Here is a 14,128-nt window from a genome sequence, read left to right on the forward strand (position 1 = left end):
AAACTTACCCAAATTTTTAAAATACGGTAAACGGGGAGACAGAGAGATGAGCGTAAACCTAGATTCAGAGATGAGTTCAGTACATAAAGCGATCAAAAGTGCGGCCGAATCCTATAACCTGGACACCGTACAAATGCTAGAAAAGGTAGCCAGATTAGAGGAAGCCGCCCAATATGAACAATCACTTCTGTATGCTTTACATCAAATTTCAATGGAGGAACCAAATTGGACCTTCCTAGCAGCACAACTATATGTAGACGAACTATATCGCCAGGTCGCCGAAACGAGAGGTTATCCGCACGATAAAAAGTATCAAGACTTCTATTCCTTGATAACCACATTAACAAGGAGGGGGATCTACTCCGAAGAGCTAATACAAGCTTATACAAAAGAAGAAATTGAAAGCCTTGGGGCAGAAATCGCGCCGGAGCGCGACCAATTTTTCCAATATATTGGTCTCTTTTTATTAGCGGATCGGTACTTAACGAGGGACTACGAGGGGAACCTGTATGAGCTGCCGCAGGAACGATTTATGATTATCGCGATGACGTTAATGCAGAATGAAGAGCGGACGAGGCGTTTAAAGTATGTAAAAGAAGCGTATTGGGCGTTAAGTCATTTGTATATGACTGTTGCGACTCCGACCCTATCGAATGCCGGGAAAAGTGTCGGTCAGCTTTCGTCTTGTTTTATTGATACCGTTGAAGATTCCTTAGACGGGATTTACTTAAATAATTGGGATACGGCTAGATTGAGTAAGGACGGCGGGGGAGTTGGCATCTATCTCGGAAAAGTCCGTGCCCTCGGCTCTGATATCAAGAGGTTCAAAGGAAATTCATCCGGGGTCGTTCCGTGGATCCGCCTCATTAACGACACGGCCGTGAGTGTTGATCAGTTGGGACAAAGACAAGGAGCCGTAGCCGTTTATTTAGATATTTTTCATAAAGACATCATGAATGGCTTTTTGGATGTAAAAACAAATAACGGGGACGAGCGACGGAAGGCCCATGATATCTTTACCGGGGTTTCCATCCCCGATCTGTTTATGGAAAGGCTGGAAGAGGTCGATGAAAATGGTCGAAGTGTAGGCGAGTGGCATACTTTCTGTCCCCATCAAGTCAAACAGCTTATGGGGTGGAAGGATGAGCAGGGCGTCGAATTGGGGATGGAGGATTTCTATGATGAATACGACGAAAAGTTTTTCACGGAAAAATATCTGGAAGCCGTCGCTCATCCGCTCCTTCCACGGAAAACGTACCGGGCTATGGATATTATGGCGAGGGTGATGATTTCACAATTAGAAACGGGAACCCCGTTTATGTTTTATCGAGATGAGGTCAATCGGCAAAATCCGAACAAGCATGTCAGAGGCAAAGGGCGGACGGCCATATTTTGCAGTAATTTGTGCACGGAAATTACGCAAAACATGTCGGCTACGACAATTATCAAGGAGTATCAGGATGTGGAGGGCAATTTAGTTATCGTCCGTAAACCAGGTGATTTTGTCGTTTGCAATCTATCGTCCATTAATCTAGCGAAAACGGTACGAGACAATGTCCTTGAACGGCTGATTCCAATCCAAATGAGAATGCTCGATAATGTCATTGATCTGAATTCGATCACGGTCGGACAAGCCGCTGTCACGAATAAAAAATACCGGGCTGTCGGTCTGGGGACGTTTGGCTGGCATCATCTCTTGGCGAGAGAGGAAATTTACTGGGAATCAGCGGAGGCGGTTTCGTATGCGGATCGATTATACGAGGACATTGCTTACTATACGATTCGCTCCTCGATGGAACTAGCGAAGGAAAAAGGGTCATACAGTCAATTTGCTGGATCCGAATGGCAAACCGGGGACTATTTTACGCGGAAGGGGTACAACAGCGAGCGTTGGAATAAGCTTGCAAATGAAATTAGTGCTTATGGTGTGCGAAATGGCTGGATGATGGCGATCGCCCCGAACTCGTCGACGGCCAAGATTGGTGGGTCTACTGATGGAATTGATCCGTTGTATGCGGTCGAATACGCAGAGGAAAAGAAGAACTTTAAGTTCAAGGTAACGGCCCCTGATTTGGATCATCGAACCTATAATTATTACCGGCGCACACGGCATGTCCTCGATCAGCTCTGGAGTATTCGGCAAAATGCCGCCCGCCAGCGCCATATTGATCAATCGATTAGCTTTAACCTCTATGTCCGTCATGATATAAAAGCGAAGGATTTATTACAGCTTCATCTCGAGGCATGGAGGCTGGGCTTGAAGACGAGCTATTACGTCCGCAGCACCTCTCAATCTGAGCTGGCAGAATGTGAAGCTTGTCATAGTTAGAAAAAATAAACGAATAGGAGGCTGTAAACGATGATTGATTCACCATTAATGAAAATAAAGCTACTTACCCCTGAGTATCCAAATAAATCAACAGGGATTATCAATGGGAAGTCCTCGGGGTTGCTTAACTGGAATGACATTGCCTACCCACAGATGTATGAGTTGTATCAAACTCTATTAGCGAATTTTTGGAAGGCGCAGGAAATCAATATGCAGGATGATATTAAACAATGGGATACCCTTAGTGAACAGGAAAAGGATGTGTTCCTGCGGATTAACACCCAGCTGGCATCACTCGATAGCCTGCAAACGCCGACGATGTACCAGGTCATGGACTATGTAACAGACTCTAGCTTTAAGGCGATCTTTGCCGTGATTGCCCAACAAGAAGCCGTTCATAATGAATCATATTCCTATTTGTTAAGCTCGCTTATTCCGTTAGCGGAGCAAACTGCGCGCTTTAATCAGGCGAAACTGGACCCAATCGTTCGGAAGCGAAATGAACTCATTTTAGTGGCTTATGAGGAATTCCGACAGGCCCCTACACCACAAACGCTCTTTCGCTTAGCAGTGAATTCTATTAATCTCGAAGGCATTTATTTTTATGCAGGCTTTGCTTTTTTCTATCATTTAGCAAGGCAGCAGAAAATGCTAAAAACAAGCACGATGATTAGTTATATTCAACGGGATGAAATGCAGCACGCCTATTTTATGGCACAATTTATTCGCATTCTGCTAACGGAAAATCCAGCGCTCCATACGGACGAAAATATCGCCTATATTTACCGAATGATTAGCGAGGCGGTCGAGCTGGAAAAGGAATGGGCTCAGTATATTTTAGCGGATATCAAGGGAATCGATTTAACGGAATTTTCAGCGTACCTTGAATACCTTGCTAACAAACGCTTACGCCAGCTCGGTCTGAAGAATTTATATGAGGAACGAACGAATCCGATGCCGTGGATTCATGTGTTTAGTGATGAGATGATGAATGAGACGAAGTCGGATTTCTTTGAGCAAAAATCACGAACGTATACGAAGGTCTCCCAGTCGAATGGATTTGACGAGTTATAAAATGAAAGTGGCGATTGTGTATACATCGGTTACCGGGAATACGTTAGATTTGGCGCAAGAGCTGTATCGGCTCTTCCTTCGTCAAACAGTCGACATAGTTCTGTACCAAATTGTTGACTTTCCCCTTTCACAGCTACGATCATTAGATGGAGTTGTAATTGGGTCGTATACCTGGGGGAGTGGGGAAATCCCCAGGGAAATGTGGGGGCTCTATGACGAAATTGCATCACTAGATAGGCACGATTGGGTTAGCGCGGTGTTTGGAACGGGTGACAGCTTGTATCCCAACTATTGTGGAGCCGTCGATCGGTTTCGCGATATGTTATATGTGCATACAAATTTAGCTGCAACACTGAAGGTCGAATTGGCTCCACAAATCCAAGATGGCCCACGCTGTCAGAGGTTTGTGGAGTCTGTGATAAGGCGGGTGGGAAAGATCTCATTTGAAAAAAGCCATAGCGAGTAAATGAAGACCCAACCAACGCTGGCAACTCAGAAAAAAGTCCTGTATGTCCGAAATGAAGAATAAATATCATGACTATCGAAAGCCGCTTGTAAAAAAGGATTAACTGCTCAGTCTTTCCGCACGCTTAATAAATTGATAATAAAGCCCTGTTGTCGTTTGGACCACTAAAAATACAGCTACAGAATAGGGAAGCTGATAGCCATTTTGATAATGGGTGACGCCCATCCAGCCAGATAGTTTCTCCATTATGAGTCCGACCATCGTCCAGCCCAACACGTAAAAGAGAAAGGTCTTTTTATGAATCTGGAACCGTTCGTAAAAATATACAAAAAAGTAGCCGAATGTAGCAAATAAAAGATAGGTCAGCAGATCGAACCATTCGTATTGGTTCGAGTCGTTTACCCTATAAAAATCAAGCAGACCCCCGCCAATGGTAAAGTCAAACAAGGTAGCATTGGTAAAACCCCAAAGGAGAAATAAAAGAGCGATTTTGCGTGGTAGTTTTTTGGGTAGCAGGAAGAGCGCCCCATAGGCAATCACGAGCATGATGACAATATAGATTTCATTTTTATCAAACTGTTCCCAGAGAATCATGTCGGGTTCACCACATCTTTCGTGACTTGTTTAAATCCACGTAGGGAAAAGAGGGCGACAAGAGCGAGCAGAAGATAGTAAAGTACATCATAGCCAAAATTCCATTTTGTGTACGTTAAGATATGGAAGGAGGTAGTCAACAAGCTCATTCCCATCATCATCACCACGGTAGAAACAATAAATATGAATTGGTGAAAAAGATTCATCAGTATCAATACGATCATCGGCATGATGATACTTCGGTTGAGTAAGAATGCAGTGTAATCGAGGGGTTTCCTGGATACATGGATCGCTTTCATCTCTTCAACATTGATCCAAGATACGTTAATAATGATGACCAGCAAAAGCAAGAAGATAAAGGTATTTTCCACGGGCGAAAGCCTTTTAGGAATAATGATAAAGATTCCTGTAAGTAACCATGCTAATAAGAAAAAAAGTGCAAATCCCATATAAGCCTCCGAATCTGATTCCCATCGTTTTGAGGATTAGTATGGACAGTATTCGAAAATAAATTCCCCTTAAGGTAGCATTTAAAAACTCAGCTTTTCATCGCTTCCATCACGATAGGAATGTGAAACTCTTGCATCAAAGGGGAATGTGGACCTGATCAATCAGCCGGCGGATTCCTTGCAAAATTTGTTCCTCATTGGAGTAAGAATAACTTAACCTGAGCCAGGAGGAGGTTTGCTTCAATGGATCACAAATCTGTCCGGGTACAAAGGAAATCGATTGCTGCAGGCTCTTGGCTAAAAGTTCTTCTGTCGAGACATGGCTTGGCAGCTGCACCCATAAATTCAAACCTCCGTTTGGACTGGTCCAGCGCCAATCAGTAGCACCTAGTACTCTTTCCATAAGCTCCTTTCGTATTTGCAAAGCAATCCGGAGCTTTTCGATGTGCTGCTGGACCCGCGCTGATGCGAAATAATGAAGGAAAATCTTTTGATTGAGCAGGGGTGAGCCGTTATCTGCCAATGATTTCACTGCCAGGAGAGATTTTATCAGGGAGGTGTGCCCCATCATTACGGCAATCCGCAATCCAGGCGAGATATATTTGCAAAAACTTCTGAGATAAATGACTGTTCCAGACGTATCGTATGTGTAGATCGGCGGTGGTGGCTCCTGATCAAAATAAATATCGTGATAGGCATCGTCCTCGATTAATAGACAGCGATATTGCTCAGCTAATTGAACGAGTTGCTTCCTTTGCGCCGCTGAGACCGTATAGCCGGTTGGATTATGGAAGGTTGGATTCAGATAGAAGAGGCGCGGTTTATGTGTTTTCATCATGAATTCAACCTGGTCCAAATCGTACCCGTCGGGATGGATATCGACCGTCACAATATTGGCCCCCTGGGCTCGAAAAATATCAATTGCGGCACTATAGCTCGGCCGTTCCAATAGGATCGTGTCTCTAGCTTTGACAAAGGCTTGGGCTACAAGGTGAATGGCCTGGGTAGAACCGGTCGTAATCAACAGGTTTTCTGCTGGTGTGATGGTTTTATAGTGGTGAACAAAGTAGTGAGCTAGTGTTTCCCGGAGCTCCCCATCGCCTTGAATCGTTGAGTAGGTAGAGAGGACTTTCGAGTATAGATCAAACACCTTCTTTACATAGTCTGATAAATAGCGATTCGGCAACAAATTGGGATCAATTAACGCCTGGGAAAAGTCATAGGAAACGGGAATCTGATGAATTTCTGACAAGTGATTTTTTTGCACATAGGCGGAAATAATCGGGTTATCAAGGTTTTCAAAATTACTCTTTGCTCTAGAATGAACATAATAGCCGGATTTATCCTTGGCATAAATCTTGTTTTCCTGTTTGAGAAGCTGATAAGCCTTGAGGACCGTTAACCGATGAACGCTCATATCGGCGGCTAAATTCCTGATGGATGGAAGCTTCTCGTCTTCGCGCCATTCATTGAGTTCGATCCGGTGTAATACATAATCATAAACTTGCTTAAATAGGTAATCACCATTCGTCATGTTCGTTCCTCCCACTTTTCTTTGATTTTACCATGATTTGCCTCTTTCTGGTCTATTTATCGTGATCTGTTCTATTCACGTCCCTCTATAATGGAGCAAAAGGGGGAATAGTAATGATCATCGTGGGTTATTTGTTTATGTGTGTTATTTTTGGAACGACATTCCTTGCGATAAAGGTAGGAGTCGATGCAGGAGCGGCGCCTTTTTTTTCAGCTGGAATGCGCTTCTTCATGGCAGGATTGGTTCTATTTGTCATGATGGTTTGGCAAAAAAAGGCGAAGATCGGGTTGCTTTTTCGCAAGGAAATACTTTTAACGGGGATTGGCTTAACTTTTGGGACGTTTTCAACCCTTTATTGGGCAGAGCAATACGTGTCGTCAGGGACTGCAGCGGTCTTATCGGCAACTGGACCGATGCTCATTTTACTCATTCAGACGTTCATATTAAAAATAAAAGCGACGCTGTCATCCTTTATCGGCTGTCTAGTGGGAATGGTGGGCGTTTTTCTGCTGATTTTACCGAGCCTTCATGCGCAGGTGAATGGGTATTGGGTGTTGGGGTGTCTCGTGATTATGGGGGGAACAGCATTTTATGCTTCGGGAACGTTGTATTCTAAACAAGTGATCAAAAAATTCCCGACGACATCACCGATTGCCTTAAATGCGGCTCAAATGATGCATGGGGGCATTTTGTTGTTTCTTTTATCTATGCTGACCGAGAAGGTACAGCTGAGTATTCTGCTCCAACCGATGGCAATGGGTTCATTACTGTATTTAATTATCTTTGGCTCGATGGTGGGTCACAGTCTTTATTATTGGCTTGTTTCGAAAACGAATCCAGTGTTTCCAGCGACGTGGCTGTTTGTGTCACCGATTCTCGCATTATCGCTGGGCGTGATGATCTATCATGAATATCTCTCCTGGTTATCAGGGCTCGGTGCGTTTACGATTGTTCTTGGAACGATTATTGTCCATATGGAGGCATTAAAAGGCCTAAACTGGAGGCGCTTGTCGCTTTCACAGGATAGATAGATTTTTATATCCTTCCATAGGACTGAAAAAATTAGAGCTTTTCGGCAATTTTTTGGATAATGGCTTCATAATAGGAGAGTTGGTGGGGGACAAATCGATCCCTGCCCACTTCTTGATCGATGACACACTTTTCACCGTCAGGCTTAATTTCATAACCAAAGACGCGCACTGTTTCTCTTTTTCCACGCCAAAGGTCACGGAAATGAGGGAACTCGACCTTGATCATTCCGGACACTTCTTCTTCTTGAAGGCTGAAACCATCTAGTTCCTGCTCACATCTATATAAAAATAAGTGAGCCATTTCATTATCTATTAACTGTTCTTCGCTCACGCAGTAGTCAAACTGCCCTAATGACACTAACTCCTCAAAGGAAACATCAATGCCCAGTTCCTCGCCGATTTCGCGAACGCCATCCCGTACTGTTTCGTGCGCCAATAAATGTCCGGCAGCGGTAATATCAAACAGGTTCCCGTGCTCTTTTTTTCGCGGACTGCGCAGTTGCAGATAGAGGTAGACAGCATCCTTATCATGATGAACAAACCAGCAATGAAAGGATTCATGCCATAAGCCCTTCTGATGAACCTCGGCACGACTAGCCACACCGATCTCGTTCCGATTCTGATCAAATATTTTTAATAACTCCTCGTCCATGTGTTCTCACTCCTTACAGCATTATATGTAAATACATAGAATTTCTATGTATATTGATAGACTATATGATTGAGAGAGAAAATTCAACCGTAAACTGAAAATAATTGTAAAAAACTAGTGCTTGAAATAATGTGGAGGAGTAAATTCCCTCTTTTTAACCAATCCTATGAGTTAAGGTTAATACTGTAATTGTAATAGGGGGAAATTGGACGTTGAAGCTCTCCATTATTGTGGGTCTAGCACTTGTATTGCTCATTTCCTTATTGATCAAGAGAGAGAAGCGTAACCTGCTGGAAAACCTTTTTATTATGATGATCGCGGAATTTTTGGTTACCGGCTATATTGGAGTATTTTATATTAATTTAGAAATTTGGTCAGTGGCCGACCGAATCGACTTGTTTATTATTTTTCGTTTCTATGAAGTGATAATCGTGCCATTTATCTGGTTTTGGTATGTCAATCTCCTTCAGAATGTCGAGGCACTTGGGTTGAAAGTGCTCCTTTCCTGTGTATTTGTCGCGATTCAAAGCGGTGTAGAGCAATGGATGGGGGTATGGAAGGTGATTCTCTATCAGGATTGGCAGCTGTGGCAGACGGTCCTCCTCCAAATCATGATGCTGCTGATCCTTCATATGGGCTTGCATTGGTATCGCTCCATTTTGCGAAAAGAAGGGATTTGGTAGGGAATGTTGCCACTTCCACAGAAATTTGACCTAAATGAATGGTGTCTGCTGATCTGCATTATTCTGGCGTTTACGATTTTTTTTTGGTTGCCAAAGCGATATCCTTTCAGTATCACGATCCTATTATTGTTATTTGGTCCGACTGTTGCCAGGCTCATGGATCATCTGTTGGCCTTTGCTAAACTGGATTTATACAATTTAATGGATGGTCCAAAATTTGAATTATTTGATTTGTTCACCTATCTTTTGTATGCCCCCTTTTCCTACTTTTTCATCTATTTTTATGATAGGTGGAACATCAGGGGATACTGGATTGTCGTGTATATTTTGTTGTTTTCGTCGGGAGGCGCTTTTTTTGAGTGGATTCTAAAGGTCTGTCATATCTTCCTCTATAAGGGGTGGATACTGGGGTATTCCTTTAATGTCTATTTTGTCATACAAACCGTGGAATTGCTTTTCTACTATACAGTGAGACGGGCGTATATGAGTTTAACGATAAAGTGAAGGGGGATGAATTTGAGAGTGCGAAGCGGATAATAAAAAGGCAGAGCGCAATAAGGGAGCGTTCTGCCTTTTATATAGTATAAGTTACCTTTTTTCCACAACGGCAAAGTAGTTTTGTTCGTCATCGGCAAAATTAAAGACCTTTTCGCCTGTAGGCATATTGACCATTTCTCCAACGGTAACATTTTTAGCAGAAAGGTCTTGATATAATTCATCGAGACGATCTGAGAAAAAGAGCAGTGAAGGGGTGCCAAGATTTAATTCAGGCTGAAACTTTGCAACAAGTTCTTTATTATGTAGTACGATGCTTGTTTCGGAATCCTTTGTCGGAGCGAGTTCGAACCAGCGCATTCCTTGACCATCGCCTTGCTCAGCAATCAACACAAAGCCCACTTTCTTCGTCCAAAATTTCACAGCCTCAGCTTGATTATTGACATAAATCATAATTTGCCCAACGCGATTAATCAATTCCTTCACTCCATTTCGATTAATTCTTTTTGTCCTAAAAGTATAGCATCACCCCATACTAAAACAAAATCAAAGCGGTTCAAATCGGATGATCTTCTTTTAAAATAACTCTTTGATGAGCGCCTCGAGCTGCTGGTAGGAATGGATTTCATAATGCGGCTGTATTGACGGTACTGTTTTTGGTTTGCGTTTTGGGTTAACCCAAATGGAATTCCAGCCAGCCTGGTGGGCTCCAACGATATCATTTTCGAACGAATCTCCTATCATGTAGCAATGGCTGCCAATCGTCTTGGTTTTGGCATTAACATGATCAAAATATTCCTTTTGTGGCTTTGCATAGCCCATTTCGCTTGAAATGAAAAGATGTTCCTCTGGTAGCCACTGTAAGAGATCGAGGGATTGTACTTTTTTGCGCTGATGTGCGGACGGACCATTGGTGACGACGTAGGACAGAATTCCCTTTGCAGTAAGGTACTCGAGGATTCGCACCATTTCGGGTACAAGCGATATTTTATATTGGTGCTCCTGGTACGTCTGTTGAAAGGCGTCTGCCTGTTCCGCACTGATCGAAACGCCAAATTGTTGAAAGGCATGGATCATCCGATTTTGATGCATTTTTTCAAGAGGCAGCTCACCGTTCTCTGTTTGGGTAAATACTTTGTCACTATATTCTCTGCTTTTTTTAAAAAGATCGAGAACGGGAATCTCGGTGATCGTTGAAAAGGTTTTATCATAGGCGGCTTGAAAGGGCTGCAGTTGGTCATATAAGGTATCATCTAGGTCAAAAAATACAGTTTTCATTCTCCACACTCCATAAATATAATTGACCTTATTAGTTATAGTACAGGAACGGAAGGATTTCAATGGGGTGGGGAGTGCCTCAGGCAAATTTGGATACTTGTGCCCGTGATGGAGGAAGCATCCTAGATAGAAGAATTGAAACCGATCACCGGAAATTTATCAAACTACTTATGCAGAACTAACGCTCCTGTATGGATAGGGGTAGAGTTTGAAAAACTTCCCTGGCAGTATTAATATCAGAAGGAGGCATTGATTCATTTGACTTTTTCTCATCTATTTATGGAAGGTCGCGCCTGAAAAGGATTTTCATCGGAGTTAAACCAGCGCAAGGTATTCTGCTGATCTATCGTGGAGATTGTCAATTCGGTTCACGATACAGGCATCCGGTGTTAATGCACATGTGTTTGGGTCCGCTATTGATAAGGAAACCAGACGAACGATTTCCGAATAGGTGGCAAAAATTATTATATTAGTTAGGGGTGGATGTGTGTGCTTTCTCAATATTTCGATATCGCAAAGGCAAAATTGGAGCTCGTTGAAGAAATGGAATGGAATCATTTACGGATTGCGGCAGAGAAGGTGGCTGAGGCGATTCAAAAGGGTGGGATTGTGCAGTTGTTTGGCTGCGGGCACTCGCATATTTTAACGGAAGAGGTTACCTATCGCGCAGGTGGTCTCGTACCTATTAAACCTATTTTAGTAGAACCGTTAATGCTCCATGAAGGTGCGCTCCGTTCTTCGCAATTGGAACGAAAAAATGATTATGCGCAGGGGTTTCTAATTGAACAGGATTTTCGCCCTGAGGACGTCGTCTTTGTATTATCAACCTCTGGCCGGAATCCAGTTCCTGTTGATGTGGCATTGGCGGCAAAAGAGAAGGGTGCCTTTGTTATAGGGATTACCTCTCTTGAATATTCCCAAAGCCAACCTTCTAGACACAAAAGTGGCAAGCATTTATACAACTCTGTTGATTTAGTAATTGATAATCATTCGACTAAAGGTGATGCCGCCCTTTCGTATGACAAGGTAGCGGTCCCGTTTGCACCAACTTCAACAGTCGTGGGGGCGGTAATCTTAAATGCAATTCTCGCAGAGTCGATTAAATTGATGGCAGACAATGGTTTTGAACCCCCTGTCTTCCTCAGTGGTAACATCGATGGCGCCGATGATCATAACAACCAACTAGTAGAAAAATACCGCACAAGAATTTCCGTGCTTTCATAGTGCAAACGGCTTCTGTCACTGTTACATGGTACTCACTGGTGGGCACTAGTGCCTCATGAAGTTGTCACATGTATATAATAGAAATAGAGCAAATAGTGTCAGGCACCAAAAATAGCTGAGTAAGGAGGAATGAAGAAATGAGCGACTTGAATGTTTTATTCCGCAACAGAATTGGTTTCTCGACAAACGAACCGCTTACCTTTCACCAGTTGGATACGGTGTTGGAGCTGACCGCGAAATCGATTCCGTTTGAGAATTTGTGTATTATGGCGAAGCAAACACGCGAGCTTTCAAAAGAGAATTTAATCGATAGAATCATCATCCATAACGAGGGCGGTTTATGCTATGACCTAAATCCCCTGCTTTATTTTTTCCTAAAAGAAAATGGCTTTGATGCGGCGTTAGTTCGAGCTGTCCTATACGATCATCACGGTCAGCGCTGGAATCCGCTTGGAAAAACACATGTAGCGATTGTCATCACTCATCAAGGACAACCCTATCTCGTCGATACAGGATTTGGTGGGAACTTACCATTAAAACCAGTACCACTATCGGGAGAGGTTGTGGCCTCAACAAACGGAGAATTTCGTGTGGAAAAAATAGATCATGAACAAGGTGAATACTTTTTCTATCTGAAATTGAAGCATAAGGACAAGGAGTGGAAAGTCGGCTATGCCTTTGATGCTACTAATGTGATTAAGGATGTCTCTGAATTGCATGAGGTTCAAGAAATGATCCTCGAGCATGCAGATTCCCCTTTCAACAAGAAGCCATTACTCACGAGGCTGACGGATCGGGGAAACATGACGCTGACAGAAGGTTCGTTTGTTGAGTGGTTGGATGGAAGGGTCGACAAACAGGAAGTTGATGAGAAGCAGTTTAAGGAGATGGCTGCTGAACGGTTTGGGGTTCGAGTTTTTGAAGGTGAGCCGGGGGAAGGGTCTTCATCCCCAAAATGCTGAACCAAACGACGAAGATAAAACAAAAAAAGCCAAGAGACGCTATTAACTTAACGTCTCTTGAACTTATCATTCAATCTAGATGGCCCAGTCGCCATTGCGGAAAATCGGAACAATCGTACCATCTTGTTTGATGCCGTCGATATCCATTTTGTCCGAACCAATCATGAAGTCAACGTGAACAATGGACGTATTCATGCCATTTTTCAATAATTCTTCTTGGCTCATCTTCGTTCCACCTTGAATCGTAGTCGGATAAGCAGCCCCGATTGCTAAATGGTTCGAAGCATTTTCATCATAAAGCGTCGTAAAGAAGGTAATTCCTGATTGCGAGATTGGCGATGGATCTGGAACAAGGGCAACCTCACCTAAGCCAGTGCCGCCTTCATTATCAAATACCAACTTCTTAATGGTTTCATCGCCTTTTTCCGCAGAAATATCAACGATTTTTCCATCCTTAAATTGCACCTCAATGCCTTCAATTAATGTGCCTGCATAGCTGAGTGGCTTTGTGCTGCGGACCACGCCATCCATGCGATGGGTATCGGGAGCCGTAAACACTTCTTCTGTCGGCATGTTGGCAATAAACTCTTCACCCTTTGGATTTACACTTTCAGCACTAGCCCAAATATGATTCTTTGGTAAGCCTAATGTTAAATCCGTGCCAGGTGCAGTATAGTGCAAAGCGTCAAACTGGATTTCATTTAGAACAGCTGCTTTTTCGTTTAATGTTTGCTTATGTCCGTCCCAAGCAGCTACCGGATCTTCTGAATACACACGGCAGGTTTTGAAAATTTGATCCCATAAGGCATCGATTTGTTCTTCTGAAGTGGCTAAGTCTGGGAACACCTTTGCAGCCCAACCAGCACCAGCCGCAGCGGCAACTGTCCATTTTAGATCATCATTTTGCGTTGCAATTCGTTGTGCCTGGAATGCTTTCCCGGCTACATTTTGATAGGCAGCAATTTTCGCTGGATCCACTTCATTGAGCAAGCCTGGGTCACTAGATACGATAGAAAGACGGCTGACACGATGGTTTAGGACATGGTCTTCCACTTCTTGAATTTCATATTCAGGAATGTCAGTGAGCACTTCAACAGGCTGATGTAAGTAATGAAGTTTGCTAATTTCGTCGTCGGACCATTTTACAATGACTTTTTCAGCCCCTAATGCATAGGCTTCGGTGGTGATTAAACGTGCTAATGGAGCTTGATCGACAGTAATGGTCATTTTCACCCAATCGCCTGGTTGAACATTGATTCCTTTTGCGGCTAATAGTCTTGCGTATTTATGTAGATTTTCTTCAAAGTTAGGTAGCACCATACTTTTTCCCTCCAATAATTTAGTTCTTTCGTTCTAT

The 14,128-nt window shown here is 43.2% G+C and carries 14 protein-coding genes; 7 read left to right on the plus strand and 7 right to left on the minus strand.

Annotated elements, in window-relative coordinates; translation table 11 throughout:
- Window positions 1-46: 46 nt before the first annotated feature.
- Genes TY15_RS07980 through TY15_RS07990 form a run of 3 tightly spaced genes read left to right on the plus strand, consistent with a single transcriptional unit; the run spans window position 47 to window position 3,869 of the window.
- A complete protein-coding gene (locus tag TY15_RS07980) occupies window positions 47-2,329 on the plus strand; it encodes a ribonucleoside-diphosphate reductase subunit alpha (RefSeq protein WP_040203522.1) in 2,283 nt (760 codons plus the stop codon).
- 30 nt (window positions 2,330-2,359) lie between these two features.
- Window positions 2,360-3,403: a ribonucleotide-diphosphate reductase subunit beta gene (locus TY15_RS07985; RefSeq protein ID WP_040203523.1), complete on the plus strand. Its 1,044-nt coding sequence runs from the start codon at window positions 2,360-2,362 to the stop codon at window positions 3,401-3,403.
- Window positions 3,384-3,869, plus strand: a complete 486-nt coding sequence (locus TY15_RS07990) for a flavodoxin domain-containing protein (protein WP_244440900.1) — start codon at window positions 3,384-3,386, stop codon at window positions 3,867-3,869. Before TY15_RS07985 ends, TY15_RS07990 begins: the two co-directional genes overlap by 20 nt.
- A gap of 99 nt (window positions 3,870-3,968) precedes the next feature.
- On the opposite strand, the gene TY15_RS07995 is transcribed toward TY15_RS07990, so the two are convergent.
- From TY15_RS07995 to TY15_RS08005, 3 genes are all read right to left on the minus strand, one after another.
- Window positions 3,969-4,463, minus strand: coding sequence for a hypothetical protein (locus TY15_RS07995; RefSeq protein WP_040203526.1), 495 nt, complete (start codon window positions 4,461-4,463; stop codon window positions 3,969-3,971).
- Complete coding sequence (locus tag TY15_RS08000; protein WP_040203529.1) at window positions 4,460-4,912, minus strand: hypothetical protein; 453 nt, start codon at window positions 4,910-4,912, stop codon at window positions 4,460-4,462. Before TY15_RS08000 ends, TY15_RS07995 begins: the two co-directional genes overlap by 4 nt.
- 136 nt (window positions 4,913-5,048) lie before the next feature.
- The gene (locus TY15_RS08005) at window positions 5,049-6,446 is read right to left on the minus strand and encodes an aminotransferase-like domain-containing protein (protein ID WP_040203530.1); all 1,398 of its coding nucleotides are present in this window, start codon (window positions 6,444-6,446) and stop codon (window positions 5,049-5,051) included.
- Window positions 6,447-6,559: 113 nt separating this feature from the next.
- Between TY15_RS08005 and TY15_RS08010 the strand changes: the two genes are divergently transcribed.
- Window positions 6,560-7,477, plus strand: coding sequence for a DMT family transporter (locus TY15_RS08010; protein WP_040203532.1), 918 nt, complete (start codon window positions 6,560-6,562; stop codon window positions 7,475-7,477).
- Window positions 7,478-7,508: 31 nt separating this feature from the next.
- Here TY15_RS08010 and TY15_RS08015 read toward each other — a convergent pair whose 3' ends face one another.
- Window positions 7,509-8,129, minus strand: a complete 621-nt coding sequence (locus tag TY15_RS08015; protein ID WP_040203533.1) for an NUDIX hydrolase — start codon at window positions 8,127-8,129, stop codon at window positions 7,509-7,511.
- Window positions 8,130-8,341: 212 nt separating this feature from the next.
- Here TY15_RS08015 and TY15_RS08020 point away from each other — a divergent pair, with 212 nt between their 5' ends.
- Window positions 8,342-8,812, plus strand: coding sequence for a hypothetical protein (locus TY15_RS08020; RefSeq protein WP_040203535.1), 471 nt, complete (start codon window positions 8,342-8,344; stop codon window positions 8,810-8,812).
- Window positions 8,813-9,400: 588 nt separating this feature from the next.
- On the opposite strand, the gene TY15_RS08030 is transcribed toward TY15_RS08020, so the two are convergent.
- Both TY15_RS08030 and TY15_RS08035 read right to left on the minus strand, forming a co-directional pair.
- On the minus strand, window positions 9,401-9,784 hold the full coding sequence (locus TY15_RS08030; RefSeq protein WP_040203538.1) for a VOC family protein: 384 nt from the start codon (window positions 9,782-9,784) through the stop codon (window positions 9,401-9,403).
- 99 nt (window positions 9,785-9,883) lie between these two features.
- A complete protein-coding gene (locus tag TY15_RS08035) occupies window positions 9,884-10,585 on the minus strand; it encodes an HAD family hydrolase (protein ID WP_040203540.1) in 702 nt (233 codons plus the stop codon).
- 489 nt (window positions 10,586-11,074) lie between these two features.
- Between TY15_RS08035 and TY15_RS08040 the strand changes: the two genes are divergently transcribed.
- Entirely contained in the window at window positions 11,075-11,809 is a 735-nt protein-coding gene (locus tag TY15_RS08040; protein ID WP_040203542.1) for an SIS domain-containing protein, read from the plus strand.
- Window positions 11,810-11,946: 137 nt separating this feature from the next.
- Window positions 11,947-12,771 (plus strand): arylamine N-acetyltransferase family protein, encoded by an 825-nt coding sequence (locus tag TY15_RS08045; RefSeq protein WP_042374301.1) that lies wholly within the window; start codon window positions 11,947-11,949, stop codon window positions 12,769-12,771.
- Between the two features lie 75 nt (window positions 12,772-12,846).
- Here the strand turns inward: TY15_RS08045 and TY15_RS08050 are convergent, their stop codons facing one another.
- The gene (locus TY15_RS08050) at window positions 12,847-14,091 is read right to left on the minus strand and encodes an aminopeptidase (protein WP_040203544.1); all 1,245 of its coding nucleotides are present in this window, start codon (window positions 14,089-14,091) and stop codon (window positions 12,847-12,849) included.
- Between the last annotated feature and the right edge of the window lie 37 nt (window positions 14,092-14,128).

Origin of the sequence: Neobacillus jeddahensis (assembly GCF_000612625.1) — a bacterium.
Taxonomy (GTDB): domain Bacteria; phylum Bacillota; class Bacilli; order Bacillales; family Cytobacillaceae; genus Neobacillus; species Neobacillus jeddahensis.

Excerpts from the sequence above, each read along its gene's own strand:
- TY15_RS07980 (WP_040203522.1), top strand. The coding sequence starts at position 47 with ATGAGCGTAAACCTAGATTCAGAGATGAGTTCAGTACATAAAGCGATC.
- TY15_RS07985 (WP_040203523.1), top strand. The coding sequence starts at position 2,360 with ATGATTGATTCACCATTAATGAAAATAAAGCTACTTACCCCTGAGTAT.
- TY15_RS07990 (WP_244440900.1), top strand. The coding sequence starts at position 3,384 with ATGGATTTGACGAGTTATAAAATGAAAGTGGCGATTGTGTATACATCG.
- TY15_RS07995 (WP_040203526.1), bottom strand. The coding sequence starts at position 4,463 with ATGATTCTCTGGGAACAGTTTGATAAAAATGAAATCTATATTGTCATC.
- TY15_RS08000 (WP_040203529.1), bottom strand. The coding sequence starts at position 4,912 with ATGGGATTTGCACTTTTTTTCTTATTAGCATGGTTACTTACAGGAATC.
- TY15_RS08005 (WP_040203530.1), bottom strand. The coding sequence starts at position 6,446 with ATGACGAATGGTGATTACCTATTTAAGCAAGTTTATGATTATGTATTA.
- TY15_RS08010 (WP_040203532.1), top strand. The coding sequence starts at position 6,560 with ATGATCATCGTGGGTTATTTGTTTATGTGTGTTATTTTTGGAACGACA.
- TY15_RS08015 (WP_040203533.1), bottom strand. The coding sequence starts at position 8,129 with ATGGACGAGGAGTTATTAAAAATATTTGATCAGAATCGGAACGAGATC.
- TY15_RS08035 (WP_040203540.1), bottom strand. The coding sequence starts at position 10,585 with ATGAAAACTGTATTTTTTGACCTAGATGATACCTTATATGACCAACTG.
- TY15_RS08045 (WP_042374301.1), top strand. The coding sequence starts at position 11,947 with ATGAGCGACTTGAATGTTTTATTCCGCAACAGAATTGGTTTCTCGACA.
- TY15_RS08050 (WP_040203544.1), bottom strand. The coding sequence starts at position 14,091 with ATGGTGCTACCTAACTTTGAAGAAAATCTACATAAATACGCAAGACTA.